This is a genomic window from Streptosporangium vulgare (genome assembly GCF_042428775.1).
Taxonomy (GTDB): domain Bacteria; phylum Actinomycetota; class Actinomycetes; order Streptosporangiales; family Streptosporangiaceae; genus Streptosporangium; species Streptosporangium vulgare.
In genome coordinates, this window is sequence record NZ_JBHMBS010000017.1 from 96,006 (window position 1) to 119,450 (window position 23,445).

Genomic DNA, 23,445 nt, shown 5'->3' on the forward strand with positions numbered 1-23,445 from the left:
CGGCTCTAGCTCTTGTCCGCGCCGCTGGTGAGCCCCTCGGTGAGGAGCCTCTCGGCGGCGTAGAAAAGAACTACCACGGGAATCGTGAGGACCACCGACCCCGCCATGAGAACCGTCTTGGGGACCTCGATGCCGTTGGCGAGCTGCTGCAGGCCCAGCGAGACCGTCCACTGGTCGGGGGCGGCGGCGAGGAAGAGCAGCGCGAAGAGGAACTCGTTCCAGGCGATCATGAAGACGTACAGGCCGGTCGCCATGAGGGAGGGCGCGGCCAGGGGCAGCACGATCCGGCGCAGGATCTGCGCCCGCGAGCAGCCGTCGAGCGCCGCGGCCTCCTCGACGCTCTTGGGGATGGTGACGAAGTAGTTCTTCAGCATGTAGATGGAGACGGGCACGGTCTGCGCGATGTAGACGATGACGAGCCCGGTAAGGCTGCCCTGCAGACCGATCTTGGCGAACATCACGAACAGCGGGACGGCCAGCAGCGTGGACGGGAAGAGATAGACGGCGAGGAACACCGCGCTGACCTGGCGGCCGCCGAGGAACCTGAGCCGGCTCACCGCGTAGGCGCCGGGCACCGAGGCCAGCAGGGTGAGCGCCACGGTGGCGAGGGCGACGAGCGCGGAGTTGCCGAGCATCCTCAGGAAGCCCTGGCCGCCGTCGTCGACCGACCGCAGGACGTCGCGGTAGGTGTCGAACGTGAGCTCCGAGAGGGTCACCCACAGCCGGCCGGGGTCGAGCAGCAGCTGGTCGATGGGCTTCACCGACAGCAGCAGCATGTAGTAGAAGGGGAAGAGCGTGATGACCGCGAGGAAGGCGATCACGACCCACCGCACGACGGCGAAGGTCCTCTCCTCGACCTGTGCGCGGCTCATGACGCCTCCTCCTGGACCCTCTTGGCGAAGAACTTGAAGTAGACGCCGAGCAGCACGGCGAGGACGGCCGCGAGGACCAGTGCCTGCGCGGCCGCCGCCCCCACGTCGTAGCGGGCGGTGAGGAAGTCGTAGACCCGCACGGCGACGACGTCGGTGCCCGAGCCGCCTCCGGTGAGCAGATAGACGTCGTCGAACTTGTTGAACGTCATGATGAAGCGCAGCACCGACAGCAGCGCGATCACCGGCATCAGCTGGGGCAGCAGGATGTGGCGGAAGCGCTGGGTGAGCGTGGCGCCGTCCACCGTGGCGGCCTCCTCCATCCCGGCGGGCACGGCCTGCAGGCGGGCGAGCAGGAACAGGAAGGCGAACGGGAAGTAGCGCCAGATCTCGAAGGCGATGACGGTGAGCAGCGCGAGCGGCAGCTCCACGTCCCAGCCGAGGAGGGAGACCTCGTGGGAGCGGGTCGCGAGGAAGGCGATCGGCTTGTCCCAGCCGAACAGCCGGGTGCCCAGCTCGTTGACGATGCCGAACTGCGGGCTGAGGGCGATCTCCCAGACGAACGTGACGGCCACCACGGGCGCGACGTAGGGCAGCAGCATCGACCCGCGCAGCAGGGCCCGGCCGCGGAAGGGCCGGCGCAGGGCGAGGGCGGCGACCAGCCCGAGGGCGATCGACCCGGCGGTGCTGCCCGCGGTGTAGACCAGGGTGGTCCACAGCGAGGTCCAGAAGCCGGGCGAGGTGAAGACCTCGGCGAAGTTCTCCCAGGTCCAGTTGGACAGCAGGCCCATGCCCTGGATGTCGACGAGCCGCGCCCGCTGGAAGGCGAGCAGCACGGTCCAGGCGATGGGCAGGACGACGACGACCAGGACCACGAGCACGGTGGGCGACACGAAGGCCAGCCCGGTCCTGTTCTCGCGCTGGGCCAGGGTGGGGGTCCTGTCCCGCCGGACCTCGGGTTCCTGGCTCGTCTCGGGGGGTCGGCGCCGCTCGGCGCCCTGTGTGGTGCTCATCGTGGGTTCCTCGGGGGGACGGGGCCGCGGGGGCTCACTGGAGGGACTTCTGCAGGGCCGTGACTTCCTCGTCGGCCTCCCTGGCGGCCTCGTCAGGGGAGATCTGGCCGGAGGTCATCGCGCCGACCGCCTTCGGGATGGGAAGCTCGCCGAGCGTGGCGCCGACCAGCGCGCCCTGCCCCTCGGTGAGGCCCCAGCGCCGCATGTCGCTCACGCCCGAGGCGAGCTGGTCGAGGAACTCGGCGGAGAAGACGGACTTCATCGGCTTCTTGGTGTCGACGCCGACGTCGCTGGCGCGCCAGGCGTCGAGGTATCTGCCGGGGTCCTCGGCCGTGCCGTCGCGAACCGGGATCTTGCCCTCGGGTGCCATCCCGAACCAGCCCTCGTACCCGGTGTCCATCATGTACTGGACGAACTTCTCCGAGGCCGCGGTCTCGGCGGTCCGGGTGACCACCCAGGAGGAGATCTCGCCGAACTGGGCGGGCTCGGCGGCGCCCGGCCCCTTCAGCGCCGTGACGATCCCGCTGTTGTCCGAGAGGAAGCCGGGGTCCTGGGCGCACTGCTCGCAGCTGGGCAGCGCGTCGGCGCGCAGCCCGGCCAGCTCGTCCAGCAGGAAGGTGGACCAGACGATCATCGCGGAGCGGCCGGCGAAGTAGGTGGCGCGGGTGGAGTCCACGCTCTGCGTGCCCGGGGCGCCGTAGTCGGCGGCGAGCCGGTGGTAGGTGGCGAAGGCCTGCCGGCACTGGGGGCTGTCGAGGCCGACGTCGCCGCCGGGGCCGACGAGTCCGCAGCCGTTGGCGAGCGCGAGGTCCTCGAAGCTCTGCTGGGTGAAGACGTCGCTCGGGTCGGTGGCGAGCGACATGCCGCTGACGCCGCCGCCGTTCAGGGTCTGCGCGGCCCGCAGCATGGTGTCGTAGGAGTCGGGGGCGGCGAGCCCCGCCTTGTCGAACAGGTCCTTGCGGTAGACGAGGATCTGCATCCAGGCGTCGCTGGGCACGCTGAGGCGGGTCGCCTTGTCGCCGGTCAGCGTGAGCGCGTTGCGGTTGAAGGTGCCCGCGCCGAGCCCCTCGACGATCCTGCCCGCGGCGGCGGTGTCGAGCAGGCCGTTGGTGTACATCTGCCAGACGGGGGCGAGCGGCACGGCGCCGAGGACGTCGGGGAGGGTGCCCGCGGCGGCCGCGGACATGATCAGCTGTGGCAGCTGGCCCTCGTCGATCCCGACCAGGTCCACCTGGACTCCGCTCTCCTTCTCGAAGGCCGCGACGATCCTCTTGGTCGCCTCCATCCGGGGGGTGAGGTTCTCCAGGCTCCAGACCGTGATCCTGTTGTCCGGGACGCTCTCACCCCGCGCGGCGCAACCGGACATCAGCCCGGTTCCCAGCGCGACGGCCACAGCGGCCGCCAGTGTCCTCGACCTTCGAGACCGCCTGCGCATAGATCTTCCTCACTGCCGCCGTGTTTCGTACGTGTTGCATCAGAGCACCACTTTTGCTTATTGACAAGACCTAAGTTTGGGCTATCTTCGACAGAAGTCATCCCTATTTGCCCAATGAGTACACAAAAACGATCTTCCGGAGCTCCTGTGGAACGTGTCGTCCAGTTCACCGGCCCCCGCCAGGTGGAGGTGGCCACCGGCGAATCACTCCCCCTGCCTCCCGGCCACCTGCGCGTCCGGACCCTGTACTCCGGCATCTCGGCGGGCACCGAACTCACCGCCTACCGGGGGACCAACCCCTACCTGACCCGCACCTGGGACCCCGAGGCCAGGATCTTCCGCGACGCGGGGCCCGGCATCTCGTACCCGGTGGCGGGCTGGGGATACTCCGAGGTGGGCGAGGTCGTCGAGGTCTCCCCCGAACTGGCCGGCACGCCGGGACTGCCCGGGGCCGGCGAGACGGTGTGGGGCATCTGGGGGCACCGCGGCGAGGGCGTCGTCCCCGCCGAGCGGATGATCGGCCACGCGCTCCCCGAGGGGCTCGCCCCGCTCGCGGGCGCCTTCGCCCGGGTCGGGGCCATCGCGTACAACGCCGTCCTCGCCGGTGACATCCACCTCGGCGAGGACGTCGCCGTCTTCGGCCAGGGCGTGATCGGCCTGCTCACCACCCGTCTGGCGGAGCTGAGCGGCGCCCGCGTCACCGCCGTCGACGCGCTCGACTCCCGGCTCGCCAAGGCGGCGGAGTACGGCGCCGCACACACCCTGAACGCGCACACCGACGCCGTCGCGGAGCGGATCCGCGAGGCCACCGGCGGGCTCGGCGCCGACGTCGCCATCGAGATCAGCGGCGCCCACCCGGCCCTGCACGAGGCGATCCGCTCGGTCGCCGTGGGCGGGCGCGTGGTCGCCTCCGGCTTCTACCAGGGCGACGGCGCGGGGCTGCGGCTCGGCGACGAGTTCCACCACAACCGCGTGCAGCTCGTCTCCTCCCAGATCGGCGGGGTCCCGCCGCAGCTCGCCGGGCGCTGGAGCGTGGACCGGCTCCAGCGGACCTTCCTGAGGCTCGTCGCCGACGGTCACGTCGACGTGAAGTCCCTGGTGAGCCATGTCGTGCCGGTCGCCGACGCGGCCGAGGCATACGTCCTCCTGGATGAGCGTCCCGCCGACGCGCTCCAGGTCGTCCTGGAGTTCTGAGAGGCTGACGAACGATGCTCAAGATCGCCTGCCAGGAGCAGCTGCTCCCCGGCGAGACGCTCCAGGAGAAGTGGGAGTTCGCGCAGGACGCCGGCTACGACGCCGTCGAGCTGCGCGGCAAGGGGGCCTTCCACTTCCGCGACCGGCTGCCCGAGCTGCGCAGGGCCCGGGCCGACGGCGTCGTCATGCCGACCGTGTGCGTGGACATGCTCCACTTCTTCGGCGCCTTCGACGACGACCTGCGCCGCGACGCGATCGAGCAGATGAAGTCGCAGCTGTCGGTCATCGGCGAACTCGGCGGGCTCGGCGCCCAGACCCCCGCCTCCTACGGCATGTTCTCGCGCCGGCTGCCGCCGTTCGAGCCGCCGCGCGACGAGGAGCGGGACCGCGAGGTGCTGCTGGAGGGGCTCACCGAGCTGGGCGAGCACGCCCGCTCCGAGGGCGTCACGCTCTTCCTCGAACCGCTCAACCGCTACGAGGACCACATGGTCAACCGGCTGGAGCAGGCCGCCGACCTGATCCGCGCCGCCGGCCTCGACTCGGTCCGCATCGGCATCGACAGCTACCACATGAACATCGAGGAGACCGACCCCGCGGCCGCCGTCCTCGCCGCCGCGTCCCTGGTCGGCCACGCCCAGGTCAGCGACTCCAACCGCATGCAGCCCGGCGCGGGCCACCTCGACTGGCCCGCCTGGCTGGGCGCCCTGGAGGCCGTCGGCTACGACGGCTACCTCGCGGTCGAGTGCAGGCTCACCGGGGACCCGGTCCAGGCCGTGCGCTCGATCCCGGCCTTCCTGCGGCGCGCCTCCTTCCCGCACCGGCCGTCGCCTTCGCGGCAGCCGTCGTCCTCGCACCGGTCGTCGTCCTCGCAGCAGCCGCCCTTCTCGCACCGGCCGGCCGGATGACCGCCGTCCTCGAAGCGGCCGCCGCCTCCGGTACCGGCCGCCGGGCCCGCCTGCGCCGGGCCGCCGCGCACGTCCTGCTCGGCAACTGGACCGGGACGGCGACCGTTCCCTCGCGCGCCCTGTACCCGCACCAGTGGAGCTGGGACTCGGCCTTCGTCTCCATCGGGCTGCGCCACCTCTCCCCGCGCCGGGCCCAGCGCGAGCTGGAGACGCTGTTGGGCGCGCAGTGGGGCGACGGCCGGATCCCGCACATCGTCTTCAACCCGTCCGTGCCGCTCGGGGCCTACTTCCCCAGCCCCGACTTCTGGCGCTCCTCCGGCACGGACCGGGACACGGGCGCGCCCGCCACCGTCGAGACCTCCGGAATCGTCCAGCCGCCCGTCCAGGCGCTGGCCGCCTGGCTGGTGCACCTCGCCGACCCGGCCGAATCGCGGCGCCGGGGTTTCCTGCAGCGCGTCTACCCCCGGCTCGCCGCCTGGCACCGCTACCTGACCGCCTCCAGGGACCTGGGAGGCGGCGGGCTGGCCGCGGTGGTGCACCCGTGGGAGCCGGGACTGGACAACAGCCCGAGCTGGGACGCCGCCCTGGCCAGGGTCGAGCCCGCGCCTCGGGGATCCTTCCGCCGGGCCGACCTCCACCACGGCTCCCCCGCCGACCGGCCCACCGACCTGGACTACGCGCGGTACGTACGTCTGGCCGCGACCTACCGCGACCACGGCTACGACGACGCGCGCACCCCGCACGCCTTCGCCGTCGAGGACCCCTGCTTCAACGCCCTGCTCATCGCCTCCGAGCACGCGCTCGCCGCGATCGCCCGGGTGGTCGGCGCGGACGAGGGGACGCACCGGCGGCGGGCCGAGGCGGCGACCGGCGCCCTGCTCGACCGGCTGTGGGACCCGGCCGCCGGGTTCTTCCTCCCCCGCGACCTGGTGACCGACGAGCGCGTCCCCGGATACGGCGTGTCGGGGCTCATCCCCCTGATCGTCCCCGGCCTGCCGGAGGACGTCGCGGCGGCCCTGGTCAGGACCGCCCGCGGACCGCGCTTCCGCCTGGGAGAGGTCCGGCTCGTGCCCAGCTACGACCTCACGGCCGAGGAGTTCGACGGCAACCGCTACTGGCGCGGTCCCAGCTGGTTCAACACGGCCTGGCTCGTCCACCGCGGCCTGGTGCGGCACGGCGAGAGCGGGGCGGCCGGCCGGCTGCGCGCGCAGGTCCTGGACGCGGCCCACCGCACGGGGTTCGCCGAGTACCTGGAGCCGTACACCGGGGAGGGGCGCGGCGTCCGGCGTTTCAGCTGGACCGCCGCCCTCGCCCTGGACCTGCTCTCCTCGCACGAGGAGGACCTGCCCGGCGGCGCGTCCGGTGACGACCTGCCCGGCGGCGCCTCCGAGGGCGGCCTGTTCGGCGGCGTGTCCGGGAACGGCGTGTCCGAGAGCGGCCTGTTCGGCGGCGCGTCCCGTGGCGTTCCAGGGGGCGTCCCCGGAGACGGGTCCCGTAACGTTTCTGCGGGCGCGCCCGGGGGCGGGTCCCGTAACGTCCCCGGGGTCTCCCCCCGAGGCGGATCCGGCGAGGAGGGCTCCGCCCGATGAGCGCCGGCCGCCTGCTCGTCAACAGCGGCACCTTCGCCGCCGTGACCGCGCACGGGGACGTCCACGGCACCCGGGGCACCGCGACGGACGGGCTGTTCGTCAGGGACGCCCGGCACCTGAGCCGGTGGCTGCTGACCGCGGGTGGCGCGGCGCCGGTCCCGCTGACCCTGCTCACCTCCTCCGGCGACGGCTGCGTGCTCACCCCGGCGGGCACCCGCGACCGCCCTCCCGCCTACACCGTCTTCCGGCGGCAGGCGGTGGCCGAGGGCGCCCTCACCGAACACCTCCGGCTGGTGAGCAACAGCGGCGAGCCGACCGTCGTGGAGCTCGAACTCCACGTGGACGCCGACTTCGCGGACCAGTTCGAGCTGCGCGCCGACCACCGCGCGTACGGGAAAACAGGCGCGCGCCGCACCGCGCACGACACACCGGACGGGGTCGCCTTCCACTACCGGCGCGGGGAGACCTGGTCCTCGCGGACCACCGTCACCGCCGCGCCGCCACCGCACCGGACCCGCCCCGCCGACGGCGAGGGTGACGGTGACGGTGACGGTGACGAAGGCGGCACCGCCCGCGTGCTGACCTGGCGGTTCGCGCTGCCCGCCCACGGCACGGCCGATCTGCGGCTCACCGCCCTGGCCGTCCCGCACGGCACGAGGGAACCGTCCCCGCCCGGTTCCCCCGACACCGTGCGGAAGCGGCTGGAGGCCGACACCGGCGAGTTCGTCGGCGCGCGGCCCCGCCCCCGCGACCTCACCCCCTGGGAGGAACTGGCCCGCGCCTGCGAGCAGGGACTGGCCGACCTGGCCCGGCTGCGCGTCCCCACCTCCGGCCCCGGCGGCGAGGCGCTGCGGGTGCCCGCGGCCGGTGTCCCCTGGTTCCTCGGCCTGTTCGGCCGTGACTCCCTGCTCACCTCGCTCTTCGCCCTGCCGTACCGGCCCGCCCTGGCCGCCGACACCCTGCTCGCCCTCGCCGCCGTCCAGGGGACGCGGAACGATCCCGCCCGCCTGGAGCAGCCGGGCAGGATCGTGCACGAGGTGCGGCACGGCGAGCTCGCGCACTTCCGGCAGGTCCCCTACGGCCGCTACTACGGGAGCGTCGACGCCACCCCGCTCTTCCTGGTGCTGCTGGAGGCCCACGCCGCGGCCACCGGCGACCCGGGACTGGCCGCGCGCCTCGAACCGCAGGCGCGCGCGGCGGTGGAGTGGATGTTCCGCGACGGCGGCCTCGGCGGGAACGGATACCTCCGCTACACCTCGGACGCGGCGGGCGGCGGCCTGGTCAACCAGAACTGGAAGGACTCCGCCGACGCCATCCGCTTCTCCGACGGCGCGCGGGCCGAGGGCGCCCTGGCGGTCTGCGAGGTCCAGGGGTACGCCTACGACGCCCTGGTCCGCACGGCCCGGCTCGCCCGCACGGTGTGGGACGACCCGCGCTGGGCCGGTCGGCTGGAGGAGGCCGCCGCGGACCTGAGAGACCGCTTCCGCCGCGACTTCTGGATGCCCGAGCACGCCTTCCCCGCGCTCGCCCTGGACGGTGAGGACCGGCGGGTCGACACGCTCGCCTCGGACGCCGGGCACCTGCTGTGGTCCGGCGTCCTCGCCCCGGAGGAGGAGCTGGCGGTGGGACGGCGGCTGCTGCGGCCGGACTTCTTCTCCGGCTTCGGCATCCGCACGCTCGCCGCCGGCCAGGTCCCCTACCACCCGCTCTCCTACCACCTGGGCAGCATCTGGCCGCACGACAACGCCGTCATCGTGCTCGGCCTGGCGCGCAGCGGGCTCGCCGAACAGGCCAGGACCGTCGCCCACGGCCTGGTCCGGGCGGCGGCCGGGCACGGCTGGCGGCTGCCGGAGGTCATGGCCGGGTACGGGCGCGACGAGCACCCGGACCCGGTGCCCTACCCGCACTCGTCCTCCCCCCAGGCCTGGGCGGCCGCGACACCGCTCGCCCTCCTCACCGCCCTGCGGGAGCCCCGCGGCGCCTCCGGCGTACCCCGGCGTTGACGCGCCGCCCGCCCCTGGCCGTACGGGTTCACGCGGCGGCGGGACGCGGGAGGTGCGGAGCCGGGCGCGGCTCGGCCGCGCCCGGCGGGGGTGTCAGTCCCAGGCCACCGGGAGCGTGCGCGGACCCCTGACGGCGTGTCCTGACTTGCGAGGGATGTCCTCAACCGGGACGGTGAGGCGCAACGTCGGCAGCTCGCGGGTGAGCAGGGCGATCGCCGTTGTCATCTCCACGTGGGCCAGGTGGCGGCCCATGCAGTGGTGGATCCCGTAGCCGAAGGACAGGTGCCTGTTCGGGGTCCGGCCGAAGTCCATCCGATGCGGGTCGGCGAAGACCCTGGGATCGAAGTTGGCGGCGTCGTGTGAGGGGATGACCACGTCGCCGGCCCGCAGGACCTCCCCGCCGGGCAGGGTCAGGTCCCGCGTCACCCGGCGCGGCATGTCGTCGGCGCCGGAGGTCGGGAACATCCGCTCCAGCTCGGAGACGGCACCGGGTATCTCCCCGGGGTGGTCGACGAGATGGCGGTACGCGGTTTCGTGCTCCCCGTACGGGTGGGTGAGCAGAACCTGGACGTAGGTGCCGATGGAGCTCGCCGTGGTCTCCCAGCCACCGACCAGCAGCGTGATCGGCAGTTTGACCAGCCTGTCGAACGGCAGGTCGGCTCCGCCGGCGGCGATCCGCGACAGCAGGTCGTCGGCCGGAACCCGGCGGCGTTGTTCGAGGAGACCGGCCAGGTAGCCGCCCATCGCCTGCTCGGAGGCGAGCGCGTCGTCCCTGCCGAGGGTGCTGGTGGCCAGGAACGCCTCGCTCCAGCGCTGGAACCGCCGCCGGTCCTGCTCCGGCAGTCCCAGCATGTCGGCGATGACGTCGAGGGCGAACGGCAGCGAGAACGCCTCGATCAGGTCCGCCGCGTCACCTCGCTCGCGCATCGCGGCCAGGGCGGCCGCGGCCCGGGCCTCGATCCGGTCGCGGATGCCCTCCACCGCCGACCGGGTGAACCGGTCCCTGACGAGCCTGGACAGGACGCGGTGATCGTCTCCGTCCAGGCCCAGGAGGGTGCCTTCCAGACCGGCCACGTCGTCGACGTCGAGAGCGGCCTCCCTGGAGAGTCGCTCGTCCCGCAGTACCCGCATCACGTCGGCGTGGCGGGTGACGAGCCTGGCCCGGGTGCCGTTCGCCCGGATGACCTCGGCGACGCCCCCACCGCTCTCCCTGATGGCGTGATAGCGCGGGTCGATCTGCAGCGCCGGCCGATTCACCCCGTCGGCCTCCTGGTCCAGGGGGTGGTGGATCGGGCAGGCGGGGAAGGGCTGGGGATCGGCCGTGGAGGTCATCGGTGACGGGTCCTTTCGGGAGGGGGCACTGAGACCCGGTACGAAGGACGAACAGGTGCGGACGACAAGATCCGTGATCTCAACCTAAACGGCGTCCCGGCGAACCGGTCACCGGCGCCCGGCTGAGATCGGATCACACACCACGAACACGTCCACCCCGTCCTCGTCCCGGACGACGTCCCGACGGATCGGTCACCGGCGCCCGGCCGGGATCGGAGCACGCACCATGAACACGTCGATCTCGTCCTCGGTCTCGACCGTGAACTCGTGCCGCTCGTACAACCGGCGGGCCGAGCTGCCCCGCAGCACGTTCAGCCGGACCCTGGCGGCCTCACGGTCGCAGCGCTCCAGCAGCCCTCCCAGTACGGCGGAGCCGATGCCCCTGCCCTGCAGATCCGGGTTCAGGTAGAAGTGCTCCAACCAGTAGGTGTCCTTCGCCGGCCGCAGCGCCACGCAACCGGCCGAGGCACCACCCACCTCGATCATCCAGGTGTGTGCCGGTGTGAACTCGTCCCGCAGGCGCTGCCGCACACGCCGCGCGTCGTACCGTCCGAGCCGCACGAGGTCCGGCCTCAGCACCACGGCCCGCAACTCGGCCACCGCCTCGACGTCCGCCACCGAAGCCGGCCGAAGCCCCCAATCCGCCATGATCGTGATGTTATCGCCCGAACAATCCAATCGCCCGAACAATTCAGAGGAGTCTCCCACCAGGCGATCCGAGCGGCCGATCGTCCTGACGGACAGCCCCTGGCAGGCACTTCCGCGCGGGTCCTCACACCCGGCCCGAGGACCGGGGGATCAGCTCCCTTCCGGAGGCGAGGTCCGGCACGCGGCCCTTCCGGGGAAGCGCGGCCCCTTCTACGGGCGAAGCGCGGCCCCTTCCGGGAACAAGCCCTGGCAGGCGGCGCTCACAGCCGCGGCGCGTGCCGGTGAACATTTCTGCCGATCGCAAAAATTTTCCACCCGAGGTACGCAGAAAACACTCAAACACGGTCGGCGCACCGCGCGAGATCACCGCAGTGAGGAGAGGGGACGTATTCCCAGGCCACCGGCCACACGCCGAAAGGTTTCGGGATATGCTGCCGGGCATGCCAGGTAAGCCCCGGGTGACGATCGCCCGCATCGCCGAGGAGGCGGGCGTCTCCGCCCCCACGGTCTCCAAGGTGATCAACGGCAGGTCCGAGGTGTCGCCGGAGACCCGCAGGCGGGTCGAGCGGCTCCTCCGCGAGCACGGTTACATCCGGCGCGCGACCGGCAGCGACGGCCCGGCCGGCCTGATCGACCTGATCTTCGCCGAGTTGGAGAGCCCGTGGGCGATGGAGCTCATCCGCGGGGCGGAGAAGGCGGCCGCGGAGGCCGAGGCGAGCATCGTGATCTCCGTCCTGCACACCCACGACGGTCCCGGCCGCGACTGGCTCGACCGGCTCGCCTCCCGCCGCACCGACGGTGTGATCATCGTCGGCTCCCGGCTCTCGGCACAGCGGTACGACCGGCTCAACTCCCGCTCGATCCCCTTCGTGGTCGTCGACCCCGAGGGCGAGCCGGCCCCCGGCGTGGCGTCGGTGGGCGCGACCAACTGGCAGGGCGGCCTCACCGCCACCCGGCATCTCCTGGAGCTCGGCCACCGCCGGATCGGCATGATCGGCGGTCCGCCCGACGTGCTGTGCAGCCGCGCCCGCATAGACGGCTACCGGGCCGCGCTGGAGACGGCCGGGGTCGAGGTCGATCCCGCGCTGATCCTGCACGGCGACTTCCTCGTCGGCTCCGGCCACGCCCACGGTCACACCCTGCTCTCGCTGCCCGACCGGCCCACCGCCATCTTCGCCGGCAGCGACCTGCAGGCCTTCGGCGTCTTCGAGGTCGCCAGGCAGCGCGGGCTGCGCGTCCCCGACGACCTGAGCGTCGTCGGCTTCGACGACCTGCCCCTGTCCAGGTCCGCCTGGCCGCCGCTCACCACGGTCCGCCAGCCCCTGGAGGAGATGGCCTTCCTCGCCACCCGGATGGCCCTGGGCATCTCCCGCGGCGAGTCCCCCGAGCCCCGCCGGGTCGAGCTCTCCACCGACCTCGTCGTCCGCGAGAGCTCCGCTCCCCCGGCCACCTGACACGCCGTCCGGGGACCGGAGTCGCGCCTCGGGCGGAACACTTCGGCGAAGGCCGGCGGTGAACCGGTCATCGGGCGGCTCCCACGGGCCCGGTGACAGGGTTCCGACAGGACGGCCCTCGTCCTCCGAGCCGACCGGCGGTCCACGGATGCGGAGTGGTTCTCGAAGGGAGCGGCTCTTCGCGGTCCGGCGAGGTTGAAACACCGGCGGACCCGTCTGGCGGGGGCGGGAAACTTCGCGAGCGTCTCCTCGACGATCTCGCCGTCTCAACGGGTGCACCTACCCACACCCGGGACGTGCACGTAGTCGGATTCCGGCCGTGAGCCCGATTTCCTACCGTCTTCTCATGAAGGTCATCGAGGCGACAGGCGTTCGCGGGTGCTTCCCAGGCCGTCGTCCCCACCGGGGGTCACTCCACAGAGGGTGGCAGTCACCTCCGCAGGGCGGGCGCCTCCGCCGAGGGGATCGGTCGTCTCCGCTCCGGAGTCACGGCGACACGGCGACACGGCGACACGGCGACACGGCGACACGGCGACACGGCGACACGGCGACACGGCGACACGGCGACACGGCGACACGGCGACACGGCGAAAGGAGAGGCCCTCCGGGAACCGCTCCTGCTTCGCGCCGATTTACGACGCGCCTCTAATCCCCCGAATCCAGAGACGAATTAACACGATATTCCATGCGATCTCGCGATAGCGCTTCTCTCGTATTACCTTTCCCCATATGGTGACCGTGCCCTGTTGAAGAGCCCTGCGATAAAACCATTGGTGGCCGCCAGTGACAGGGGAGAAGCCCGTGGCATCCTCACGACGGAGAAGCACTCGTCTCGCACTCGTCGCTCTGCTCACCGGCATCCTGATCGCGGGGTCTCCGGGCTCCCTGGGCACCGCGTCCGCCACGACGAGCGGAAACGCCCCGGCGAGCACCTCCGGCGTGAGGAGCCTCGACGACATCAACGAGGACATCCGCAGTGCCCAGTACGTCATCAACCGGTTCTGGGCGGCGCACTGGTCGGAGTTCTTCTCCGGCAGGTATTCACCCCCGCGCGTTCTCGGCGCGTACGACGGCGGGTGGAGCGACACCCCGACATGTCAGGGATATCCCCTTCCCGATGACAACGCCCTCTACTGCTGGCCGCCCTACGACTTCGTCGCGTGGGACGTCGACCTCATGCGAATGGGGTACCGGCAGGGGGACGCCTGGGTCTATCTGATCATCGCGCACGAATGGGCCCACGCCGTCCAGGCCCGCATTCCCGAGAGGCTGCTGTCCCGGCAGTTCGAACTCCAGGCCGACTGCCTCGCCGGGGCGGCGCTCTTCGGCGCCCGCGACGACGGCATCCTGTACTTCGAGACCGGCGACACCGCGGAGATCGCGGCCGCCCTGCGCGCGCACGCCGACGACACCCCCTGGACCGACGTGAGCGACCACGGCACCGCCGCGCAACGCCTGGGCGCCTTCAACCGGGGTGCGCGCCAGGGCGTGGGCGGATGCTTCGCGTGACGAGGGTGATCCCGGCTCACGACCGCGTCCTCACTTCTGTTCACGACCGCACTCACGGCCACGCCCCTGCTCACAACCACGTTCGCGCCCGCGACCGCGACCGCGCCCACCGGAGCACCCGGCCCATCGCCGGGTAGGACCCCGGCCGGGGTGATGGAGGGGTCATCCGGGCCGGGGTCACGAACCACACTCGCCGAACGGCCGCCGGGCACTCCAACCACCGAGCCCGGCCCACGCGCCCCAGTCACCTGACCCCAGGTCGCACACCCCAACCACACGACCTCGGCACGCGGATCGGATCCCCCCGCACACGCCCCGGACCGCGCACATGCTCCTGCTCCCGCGCTCATGCGCCCGGCCCGCGCTCGTCCATGGCCCGCGCGAGTCCCCTCCTCCCGCGCGGGACGCGGATCTCGTCCTCACCTCTCCACACGGGAACCGGAGCGGGAGCCACCCGTACGGGAAGCGGGACTCAGGCGCGGCTGTTTCCGGCACGTTCCATCAGGGCGGCCAGGCGGTTCGCCCGTTCGGTGTCACCGGCGTGCAGGGAGGCGGTTCTGGCGATCTCCAGTGGTTCCATCGCCGCCGGGATGCGTCCCGCGTCCATGAGGAGGTCCGCCCACTCTCCCGCCACGGAGGCCAGGTAGTCGTGGTCGGCGGCCTGGGCGTTCTCCGAGCGGGCCAGCCGGTGGCGGATCGTCACCGACTCGGCGTAGGCGGCGATGGCCTCCTCGCGACGTCCCAGCGCGGCCAGCTGCCAGCCGAGACCGTGCAGCGCGGTGGCGAAGGCCACCGAGTAGGCGGGCGGGTTCTCCGCGGCGAGCCGTCGCCGGATCGAGACGGCCCTCATGCTGTGGAGTACGGCGTCCTCCAGCCGCCCCAGCGACGCCGTCCGCTGGGCCAGGGTGTGCAGCGCCATCGCGAGGCTCGGCTCGTGTGCCGCCGGGTCCCGGAGGGCGAGTCCCTCGTAGATGCCGACCGCCTCGCGGGCGGCGTCCAGGGCGGCCTCCGGCCTGCCGATCCGGCCCAGGTCGCAGGCGAGGCCGTTCAGCGAACCCGCGAGGTGGGGCAGATACTCGCCGGGGCGCGTCTCCGCCAGCTCGCGCCTGACGGCCACCGCCTCGCGTCCCGCGCGGACCGCGTCATGCCTGCGGCCCAGCCGGACGTACCGCATCGCCGCGCCGGCCAGGCACAGGGCCAGGTCGGGAAGATAGGTGTCACGATCGTCCCCGGCCAGCCGCCGGGTGATCTCCAGCGCCTCCTCGCTCGCGGCGAGCGCCTCCTCGTGGCGCCCGGCGGCCGCGAGCTCGCCGGAGCGACGGCTCAGTGACAGGGCCAGGTCGCGCTCGCGGTCCGCGGTCCCGCCGTCCTCCGCCTTCACCGGGGCCTCACCCTGGCGCCCCGGCCCGCGGACCGGAAAGGGATGGCGTTCATCCGTTCTCCTTGAGGGTGGGAACTCTCCCTGAGCGTGGGAACTCTCCTTGAGCGGTGTGAACGGGATCCGTCTCGCCTCCTCTCACCGAACTCTCGCCTCCTCTCGGCCGGGCCGAGTCGAGCCCGTCGATGGCGATCGACACGTTGCCCGATGCTTTGGAACGCTCCCGATCACAGGGTGCCGAGTCCCCGGAGGGGACCCCTCGCCCGGCTAGACGGAGCTGCGCGCCGGGACCCACCTCATCTCGGCGGTGAACCCCTTGTCGTTGAGATCGGGAAGGGAGCCGGCGTCCCTTCTCTCGTGAATCGGCTCGGCGCCCCCCGGGCCGTCCGGCAGCACCTGCCAGACGGGATCGCACTGGATGACCGGCCGGTCCCGTTCGGGTTCCCCCTCGGTGAGCGGTGTCCAGAGCGTGCGGACGCCGTGCTCGTTGACGAACCTCAGGTGGGTACGGCACCCGGGGCAGCGAATCCCTCCCGTGCCGAGCTCCTCGCGTCGCACGGTGAAGTAGCCGTAGTGGTCCACGCCCCGCTCGTCCCATGACAGGTCCATGTGCCGGTCCCAGTCGACCTTCGCCGCGGCCCTGCCCCGGGGAGCGCAGACCGGGCAGGGCACCCGCGTCTCGTCCCAGAACCGTGAGGTCGCCAGCTCGGGGTCGTGCCGGCCGACCCGCTTCACCGTCCCGGTGACGGCCTCTCCCCCGCCCGCCGGAGACCTGCGGATCTCCGGGGCGGTGGTGATCGGGTCGGCGTGGTTGATGAGCCTGGCGAAGCGGTCGGCGTGGGCCTCGCCCAGCGGGGGGACTCCCAGGACGGTACGGGCGGTGAGGGGCTCCATCCTCCGGATGCCGCCCGAGGGCCGGGTGGCGTACGCGGAGGTGATCATGGGCGGTCTGGGACCGTGCGGCAGCAGCCACAGCGTGGCCAGCAGCTCGCTCACCGTCCAGAACGACGAGAAGTAGTCCGGCGCGGGATGGACGATGGCCCTCCCCGTCGCGATGATCTCGTACATCAGCCGCGCCACGCTCTCCCACATCTGCTGCCGGGTGACCACCTCGGCCGGGTAGGAGTACTCGCGGGGCGGCACCATCCGCACGGTGACCGAGTGGGCCTTCTCGAAGCCCGCGCGCCACTCCTCCGCCTCCTGCCGGCTCTCGCCGTGGAAGCTGAGGAAGTAGTCGGCCGGGTTGTCGAACATCCAGTAGTGCTCCCGCGGCTCGGGCAGGCGCGGCGCGGGCGTCCGGACCGTGCCCAGCACGCGGCGCAGGCGTCGTTCCAGCCATTCGCCCAGCTCCGGGTTGCCCAGGGTCCCGCCGTGGGCGGGGGCGTGGCTGGCGCGGGTCAGCACGTTGCGGGGCAGGGGGGTACGGCTGAGGACGATGCTGCCGGGGTCGAGCTTGGCGCGCATGTTGAAGGCCGCGTAGACGTCCTCGGGCCCTTCGAGCGAGCAGTCCCACACGACGAAGGTCGACGCCCGCTGCGCCGCGAGCGCGGTGTCCTGGCCTGCGCCGGGAAGAGCGACCGCCAGGCGGACCCCCAGCCTCGCGCAGGCCGGCCGTATCCAGTTGTCCAGCAGGTCGTGACCGCTCTCGGTCGGCGGCACGAAGACCGTCATGGTGACGTTCACGCGACGGCCCCCGCCGATCCCGCGCGGCCGTTCCACCCGGCCCGCCCGGACGGCGCGCCCTGCATATCCCGCATGTCCTGCGTGACCCACAGGGCCGTCATGACCGGCGACCGGCGGTGCGCGCGGCCCGTCTCCGGGCGGCGGTGTTCCCTCCCGAGGTGGGACGTGGTGCCCATCTGATGCTCTCCCCCCTGCGTGACACTCCGTGGACGACTGCCTCCGGCGCCGGCGGGCACACGGCACCCTCTCGCGCGATCATCCGTCCAGGTGGGTTTCCAGGAGGGTGACCAGCTCGATGACGCCGTGGAAGGGGACGGGCGGCGCGGAGTCATCGGCTTCGACCGTCCCGGCGATGTGACCGGTGGCGGTCCTCTGGACGTCGATGGTCAACCGCATTCCGGCCTCCTGTCGGCGGCGCCGCTCTCCCGGCGCTCTGGCAAGCGCTCACGGTAATCGCCGGGAAACGGGAAGGCGTCCAGGTACCACCCCTATAGATGGCACGACAAACCCCGACATGCCCGTTTCCCGTACCCTGACGTGCGGGTTTCCCCTACGCGGGCCTGGCCGTTTCCGTACGACGGCCTGGCCGGGGCGTCGTAATCCACGAGCCGCGAACCGGGCACCGGATACCGGGTGCCGGACGGCGGACACCGGATGCCGGTTACTCGTCGGGGTCGGACAGGACGGCGCGGAGTTCGCGCCGGTTGCTGACGTTCAGCTTCGCGTAGATGCGGTTCAGCTGCGTCTCCACGGTGCTGACCGTCACCGAGCGCCCCCGCGCGATCTGGGGGGTGGTCATGCCCTCGCACACCATCGCCACGACCTCGCGCTCGGCCCCGGTGAGGCTGCTGAAGGCGGCGTTGGGGCCGTCCACGGAGAGCCTGAGCTCCCCGGCCGTCTTCAGGGCGAGATCGGCGTAGGCCACGGCGCCGGTGCGGTTGAAGGCGACGAGCGCCCGCCTCAGCAGCCGTTCCGCCTCGGCATGGCGGCCCCGGGCGTGCTGGGAGCGCGTCATCACCAGGTCGATCCTGCCTGCCTCGATCGGCAATCCCACCTCGCGGGCGAGGGAGAGAGCCTCCTCGCACTCCCGTACGGCGCCCGCGTGGTCGCCCCGGGCGGCGGCGATCTGGCCCCGCACCCTGGCGATGGACATCAGGGTCGAGAGGCGCCCGCTCGAGGCGGCCCTGTCGGTGAAGACGCCCAGCGAGACGTCCGCCTCGTCGACCCGGCCGAGCTGGGAGAGCGCGTCGGCGCCGACCGGGCCGAACAGGTGGGTGCCCGGTTCCAGGGAGTCGTAGTGCAGCTCGATGGTCTCGGCCGCGCTGAGCAGCCGCTGGACGTCGCCCTGGGCCTGGGCGATCGACGCGCGCGCCCCCGCCGCGTAGGCGAGACTCACCCTGCTCTCGACGATCGGCGCCCATTCCGCGGCCTGGCGGGCGTGCTCGCGCGCCCGGTCCCACTCGCCCCGGGCCGCGCGGGGGAAGCACGCCAGGGAGTGCAGGAGCGCGTAGTCCCAGACGCGCTCGTTCTCCTCGGCGTCACCGACGGCGAGCCGGGTGAACTGGACGGCGTCGTCGAGCCTGCCCCGCCGGTACTCCACCTCGCCCAGGAAGCCGAGCGCCTGGCCGACCCGCAGCGCCTCGCCGCGCGTGGCCCGCGCGACGCTCTCGCGCAGGTCCGCGGACGCGCCCTCCAGGTCGTCGGTCCACAGCCGGATCATCCCGCGGGCCACCAGCCCGTCCAGGCCGGCCGCCGAACCCGGCAGGTCGGCGTCCGCCAGGGACGCCAGCGCCTCCTCGGCCCGTCCGGCCAGGGTCCAGCCCAGGGACTGGGCGAACCAGGCGAACGCGCGCACCCACGGCTCGCGGCTGCCCGCCGCGACGGCCGCCGTACCGTACTCGACCATCTCGGGGTAGGAGATCTCGACCACCCCGATGATCGCGAGCTGGGCCGCGATGCGCGCCCGCAGGTCCGCGGGCGCGTGCGGACTCTCCGCCCCGCCCTGCCCGACGGCGCCCAGGGCCTGGACCAGCAGCAGCTTGGCCTCCGCGACGCGCCCGGAGATCAGGGCCTGGTAACCGGCGACGTAGTCGCGCCAGGGACCTCGCGGCATCGCGAGGATCTCGCTCTCGTAGCGCCGGGCGACGGTGGCGTCACCGGAGACCAGCAGGGTCTCCGCGGTCGTCAGTATCCGGGCCACCCTGTCGGGTCCCGGCGGCGTCAGCTCCGCGGCGTGGCGGGCGTACACCGCCGCCAGGGGGAGCCTGCCGCGCGACAGCAGGGACTGGGCCTCCTCCTGGGCGAGCGCGGCGAGCTCGCCGTCCGTGCCACCGCCGGACGCCGCGATCCCGTGCCACAGCGCGCCGGGGCCGCCGAGCAGGGCGGCGCTGCGGTGCAGCGCGCGGCGGCGCTCGACGCCGGAGTCGTAGTAGATGCGGTCCCAGACGAGCAGGGTGGTGAACGCGAACTCCTGCCCTCCCGTGCCGGGGATCTCCTTGACCAGCCCGGCGGCGACGGCCTCTTCGAGCGGCGTCGTGGCGTCGGCGACACCGGAGAGCGCGCGCAGGTCGGCCAGGCCGAAGCGGCGGCCGAGCACCGCCGCCGCGCCGACGACCTCGCGGGTACGGCGGTCGCACGACGCCAGCCGCGCCACGACGGCCTGCGTCATGCCGCGGGGGGCGGGCAGCGGGCCGTTGCCGAAGTTGATCGAGTGCATCTCCACCTGGTCCAGCAGGAGGATCGAGTGCAGCGCGTTGCCGTCGGTGTGCTCGTGCAGCCTCCTGGCGCCTGAGGGGGTGAGCCCGTCGTGACCGGTCGCGACGGCGAGTCTCACGAGATCGTCGGCGGGGAGCCCCTCGACCTGGAGCAGGCGCCCCTGCGCCGAGTCGAAGATCCGCTCCCAGCCCTCGTGGAGCTCCAGGCGGGGAGCGTCCGGGGCCGCTCCCGTCGCGTACCCGGGAGCCTGGTGGACGACCAGGAGCATGACCTGGGCGTTGCGCAGGCGCCGGGCCGCCAGGCGGAGCGCGGCCATCGACTGCCGGTCGCCGCAGTGCGCGTCGTCGACGACCACGATCAGCGCGTCCGCGGCGGCGAACTCCGCCGCGAGGGCCTGCCCGATGAAGGCGGCCTCGGCCTGGCCCGACAGCGTCCTGGCGAGCACCGGGGTCGGCAGCTGCTCGGCGATCTGTTCCAGGACCCCCCAGGGATGGGCGAGCGCGTCCTCGTCGCCGAAGGCGCGGACGGTCCGCACGCCGGGCACGGTGCGCAGGAAGCGCTCGACCAGCTCGGTCTTGCCGATTCCCGACACTCCCCGGACGCCCACGATCCGCGCGTCACGGCGTCTGGCCTCCCCCCACGCCTCGCCGAGGAAGTCGAGCTCCCGCTTCCGGCCGATGAACAGCGGAGAGGTTCTGCCGTACAACGCAGCGCTCCCTTTCCCGATCCTCAATGTTCTTGACGGCGATTATGGATCAGGAATCAACCTATCGGCATGGATTCATCTGAATATTCTTCATGAAACGGATCCGAACTAATTTCACATCGTCCGGACACCCTCTGGATTCCCTCGCCCACGGAACGCCGCGGAAGCAGGCTGCGATCATCCGGACACACCAGGAAACCCTTCCCGGGATATCCACGTCCCCCTTCCCGTCAGCTCCGACCTGGTGCTCGCCGTATTCCACACGGTTTCCCCGGAATGGGAACGATCCACTGTCGGGGAAAGGGATGACAGTTCGTGGATACGGTCGGCCACAAATAGGTAACGGCCATTGATTACCGCACGCGCGGCGCGGACTTCACGCGATCGGCGATTTCCGCGCTCGGCAAGTGTGCTATGACACGAAGTGTCCAATACCTCGCACATTACGCGGGAAAGCACACTGCGGATACGGTGTGCGATTTCTCAACCACGGTCCGGGCACTCGCTCAGGGCTCCGCCCCGGGCGGCGAAACGTGAGGACGGCGTCGACGACACGGGCGGCGCTTGGAACCCGAGCGGCGTCCGCTGCACGGTCGGTGCGATCGGCGTGGGGGCCTAGGCGAACCGGGCAGCCCGAACGAACCGGGCCGCCCGGCGATCTGGGCGAATCGGGCGACCCGGGCGGTTCGGGGTCATGGATGGGCGCGGGCCAGGACCGGGCAAGCGTCACGGGCGGCGGAGGTCAGGGCCGGTCAGAGCAGGGCGGAGCGGAGCTGGTCAGAGCAAAGCAGAGCGGGGCTGGTCGGGACAAAGCAGGGCAAGGCGGAGCCGGTCAGGGCAGGGCGGAGCCGTCCGTGTCCTGGAAGCGCCGCCGTAGCACTTCCTTGCGCACCTTCCTGGCCGCGTTGCGCGGAAGCTCCTCGACGACGAACACCCGGGAGGGCTTCTTGTACCCCGCGACCCGCCCGGAGAGGAAGCCGATCACGTCCTCGCCGGTCACGGCGGCTCCCGGGGACGGGGTCACCGCCACGGTGACGGCCTCGCCCCAGCGCTCGTGGGGCGTGCCGAACACGGCCGCCTCGGCGATACCCGGCATGCCCGCCAGGACCTTCTCCAGCTCGGCCGGGTAGACGTTCATACCACCCGTGATGATCATGTCCTTGATGCGGTCGGTGATGTAGACGTATCCGGCCTCGTCCACCCGGCCCGCGTCGCCCGTCCTGAACCAGGGGCCGGTGAACGCCTCGGCGGTGGCGTCCGGCCGGTTGTGGTACCCGGCGAAGAGGGTGTCGGACTCCACGGCGAGCTCGCCGACGGCGCCCGGCGGGAGGGGGTCGCCCGCCTCGTCGAGGACCCGCACGCTCGCGATGGGCATCGGCCGTCCCACGGAAGCGTGGATGTCGTCGGCCTCGCAGCCCGGCCCCCAGTCGGCGGCCGAGGTGGCGGTGACGGGCGCTCCCGTCTCGGTCATCCCCCACGTCTCGATGTAGCGGCTCCCCACCAGGTCGACCATCTCCCTGACGAGGTCGGGCGGGAGCGCGGAGGCCGAGTGGAGCACCGTGCGGAGGGTGCCGAGCACCTCGGGGCGGCGCCGGACCTCCGCGACGAAGGCCGGGGCGAGCGGGCTGGGCACGTAGGTGAAGGCGGACCGCTCGCGGATCATCGCGTCCACCCACGCGTCCGGCGCCAGCCCGGCCATGAAGGAGAGCGTTCCGCCGAGGTACAGGTGCGGCAGGATGACCCCCCACAACCCGGCCACGAAGGAGAACGTGCCGGTGAACGCGCACCTGCCGCCCGGCGCGAGCCGGTAGTGGAAGGGCATGTGCCGGATGATCCTGGCCAGCGTGGCGTCCTCGACCACCACACCCTTGGCGTCGCCCGTCGTCCCGCTGGTGTAGCCGATCACGGCCGGGAAGCCGCCGGGACCCGCCTCGGGAACCCGGTCGGAGGCCCCGGCGAGCAGGTCCGCGTAGCGGAGCGCGCCCCGGGCGGGGTCCCGCCCCGCGCTGACCAGGACGCCGGGCCCGGCGATCGCCTCGGCGACCTCGGTCCGGCCCTCCGTGTGCAGGAACGCCCGCACGTCGGCGTCGTCGACGATCGCCTGGACCTCGCCCGCCCTGAGCCGGTCGTTGACGTGCACGGCGGTGAACCCGCCGAACGCGCAGGCGACGTACGCCTCCAGCGCCTCGACCCGGTCCTCGGCCATCAGCGCCACCCGGTCGCCGGGACGGACCCCGAGCCCGTGCAGGGCGTTGGCGAGCCTGGCTGCGTTGGACCCGAGCTCGCGGTAGGTCCGCCGCTCCCCGTGCGCGACCATCGCGGTCCGCCCGCCGAACCGCCGCACGGCGGCCCGCAGGAGAGCGCCCCAGCCGTCCGGCGCGTACGAGCCCGGAGAGCCCGGCGGACTCGGCGGGCTCGGCGAGTTGCGTGGACCCGGCGAGCCGTGTGGACCGTGCGGGCCGCCCGCCGCCGGTCCGCCGGGTCCGGCCCCCCACGAGCCGGACCCGGACGAACGGTGGCCGGACGCGTCCGGCCCGGACACCTCGGAGCCCGGCGTCCCGGCACCCGGCGTCGCGGAGCCGGGAGTCCCCGAGCCGTGCGGAGCGGGGGTCGTCATGCCGCGAAGTCCGTACCGAGACCCATCCCGCGCAGCAGGGTGGCCCGGTCGTAGTATTCCAGCCATTCGGTGACCAACCCGTCCGCCACGCTCAGCACTCCGACGACCGGAACCTCCCCGTGATGCCCTCGGACGTCGAAGACGTCGAGACGTTCCAGGAACACCCGGCCGTCGATCACCCCCAGCGCCCGCACGTGCAGGGTGAGCCGCTCCAGGCCGTCGGCGAGGACGGCGAGGCGCTCGCCGATGGCCTCGCGCCCGCGCAGGGGCTCCTGCATCACGCTGTGCAGCACGCCGTCCGGCGCGAACAGCCCGACCACGCGCTCCCAGTCCAGGGCGTTCCACGCCTCGACCATGTCCCGTACCACCGACAGCTTCGCGTCGTCGTCCACGTC

General features: G+C 72.5%; 17 protein-coding genes. 6 read left to right on the top strand and 11 right to left on the bottom strand.

The genetic code is table 11. The annotated features are described in order from the left end of the window. Window positions 1-5: 5 nt before the first annotated feature. From ACFFRH_RS29640 to ACFFRH_RS29650, 3 genes are read right to left on the bottom strand one after another with little or no spacing between them, the layout of a single operon-like run. Complete coding sequence (locus ACFFRH_RS29640; protein ID WP_386161014.1) at window positions 6-872, bottom strand: carbohydrate ABC transporter permease; 867 nt, start codon at window positions 870-872, stop codon at window positions 6-8. After that, window positions 869-1,882, bottom strand: coding sequence for a carbohydrate ABC transporter permease (locus ACFFRH_RS29645; protein ID WP_386161015.1), 1,014 nt, complete (start codon window positions 1,880-1,882; stop codon window positions 869-871). Before ACFFRH_RS29645 ends, ACFFRH_RS29640 begins: the two co-directional genes overlap by 4 nt. A 34-nt stretch (window positions 1,883-1,916) precedes the next feature. Beyond that, complete coding sequence (locus ACFFRH_RS29650; RefSeq protein ID WP_386161016.1) at window positions 1,917-3,317, bottom strand: ABC transporter substrate-binding protein; 1,401 nt, start codon at window positions 3,315-3,317, stop codon at window positions 1,917-1,919. 147 nt (window positions 3,318-3,464) lie between these two features. Here ACFFRH_RS29650 and ACFFRH_RS29655 point away from each other — a divergent pair, with 147 nt between their 5' ends. Genes ACFFRH_RS29655 through ACFFRH_RS29670 form a run of 4 tightly spaced genes read left to right on the top strand, consistent with a single transcriptional unit; the run spans window position 3,465 to window position 9,008 of the window. Next, a complete protein-coding gene (locus ACFFRH_RS29655; protein WP_386161017.1) occupies window positions 3,465-4,511 on the top strand; it encodes a zinc-dependent alcohol dehydrogenase in 1,047 nt (348 codons plus the stop codon). 14 nt (window positions 4,512-4,525) lie between these two features. Beyond that, window positions 4,526-5,416 (top strand): TIM barrel protein, encoded by an 891-nt coding sequence (locus ACFFRH_RS29660; protein ID WP_386161018.1) that lies wholly within the window; start codon window positions 4,526-4,528, stop codon window positions 5,414-5,416. Further along, window positions 5,413-7,005, top strand: a complete 1,593-nt coding sequence (locus tag ACFFRH_RS29665; RefSeq protein WP_386161019.1) for an MGH1-like glycoside hydrolase domain-containing protein — start codon at window positions 5,413-5,415, stop codon at window positions 7,003-7,005. The genes ACFFRH_RS29660 and ACFFRH_RS29665 overlap by 4 nt, the downstream gene beginning before the upstream one ends. After that, window positions 7,002-9,008, top strand: a complete 2,007-nt coding sequence (locus tag ACFFRH_RS29670; RefSeq protein ID WP_386161020.1) for an amylo-alpha-1,6-glucosidase — start codon at window positions 7,002-7,004, stop codon at window positions 9,006-9,008. The genes ACFFRH_RS29665 and ACFFRH_RS29670 overlap by 4 nt, the downstream gene beginning before the upstream one ends. A 93-nt stretch (window positions 9,009-9,101) precedes the next feature. Here ACFFRH_RS29670 and ACFFRH_RS29675 read toward each other — a convergent pair whose 3' ends face one another. Beyond that, a complete protein-coding gene (locus tag ACFFRH_RS29675) occupies window positions 9,102-10,340 on the bottom strand; it encodes a cytochrome P450 (protein ID WP_386161021.1) in 1,239 nt (412 codons plus the stop codon). A 192-nt stretch (window positions 10,341-10,532) separates the two neighbouring features. After that, window positions 10,533-10,988, bottom strand: a complete 456-nt coding sequence (locus ACFFRH_RS29680; RefSeq protein ID WP_386161022.1) for a GNAT family N-acetyltransferase — start codon at window positions 10,986-10,988, stop codon at window positions 10,533-10,535. A 440-nt stretch (window positions 10,989-11,428) separates the two neighbouring features. Here ACFFRH_RS29680 and ACFFRH_RS29685 point away from each other — a divergent pair, with 440 nt between their 5' ends. Beyond that, window positions 11,429-12,442, top strand: coding sequence for a LacI family DNA-binding transcriptional regulator (locus tag ACFFRH_RS29685; protein ID WP_386161023.1), 1,014 nt, complete (start codon window positions 11,429-11,431; stop codon window positions 12,440-12,442). 801 nt (window positions 12,443-13,243) lie between these two features. Beyond that, complete coding sequence (locus ACFFRH_RS29690) at window positions 13,244-13,951, top strand: neutral zinc metallopeptidase (protein ID WP_386161024.1); 708 nt, start codon at window positions 13,244-13,246, stop codon at window positions 13,949-13,951. Between the two features lie 472 nt (window positions 13,952-14,423). On the opposite strand, the gene ACFFRH_RS29695 is transcribed toward ACFFRH_RS29690, so the two are convergent. The 6 genes from ACFFRH_RS29695 to ACFFRH_RS29720 form a co-directional block, all read right to left on the bottom strand. Further along, a complete protein-coding gene (locus ACFFRH_RS29695; RefSeq protein WP_386161025.1) occupies window positions 14,424-15,332 on the bottom strand; it encodes a tetratricopeptide repeat protein in 909 nt (302 codons plus the stop codon). A 264-nt stretch (window positions 15,333-15,596) separates the two neighbouring features. Then, the gene (locus tag ACFFRH_RS29700; protein ID WP_386161026.1) at window positions 15,597-17,012 is read right to left on the bottom strand and encodes a hypothetical protein; all 1,416 of its coding nucleotides are present in this window, start codon (window positions 17,010-17,012) and stop codon (window positions 15,597-15,599) included. Between the two features lie 255 nt (window positions 17,013-17,267). Further along, the gene (locus ACFFRH_RS29705; protein ID WP_350971714.1) at window positions 17,268-17,408 is read right to left on the bottom strand and encodes a hypothetical protein; all 141 of its coding nucleotides are present in this window, start codon (window positions 17,406-17,408) and stop codon (window positions 17,268-17,270) included. Window positions 17,409-17,673: 265 nt separating this feature from the next. After that, the gene (locus tag ACFFRH_RS29710; protein WP_386161027.1) at window positions 17,674-20,433 is read right to left on the bottom strand and encodes a helix-turn-helix transcriptional regulator; all 2,760 of its coding nucleotides are present in this window, start codon (window positions 20,431-20,433) and stop codon (window positions 17,674-17,676) included. A gap of 832 nt (window positions 20,434-21,265) precedes the next feature. After that, window positions 21,266-23,050, bottom strand: coding sequence for a class I adenylate-forming enzyme family protein (locus ACFFRH_RS29715; RefSeq protein WP_386161028.1), 1,785 nt, complete (start codon window positions 23,048-23,050; stop codon window positions 21,266-21,268). After that, window positions 23,047-23,442 carry a nuclear transport factor 2 family protein gene (locus tag ACFFRH_RS29720; RefSeq protein WP_386161029.1) on the bottom strand — a complete coding sequence of 132 codons (396 nt, stop codon included), beginning with the start codon at window positions 23,440-23,442 and terminating at the stop codon, window positions 23,047-23,049. Before ACFFRH_RS29720 ends, ACFFRH_RS29715 begins: the two co-directional genes overlap by 4 nt. Between the last annotated feature and the right edge of the window lie 3 nt (window positions 23,443-23,445).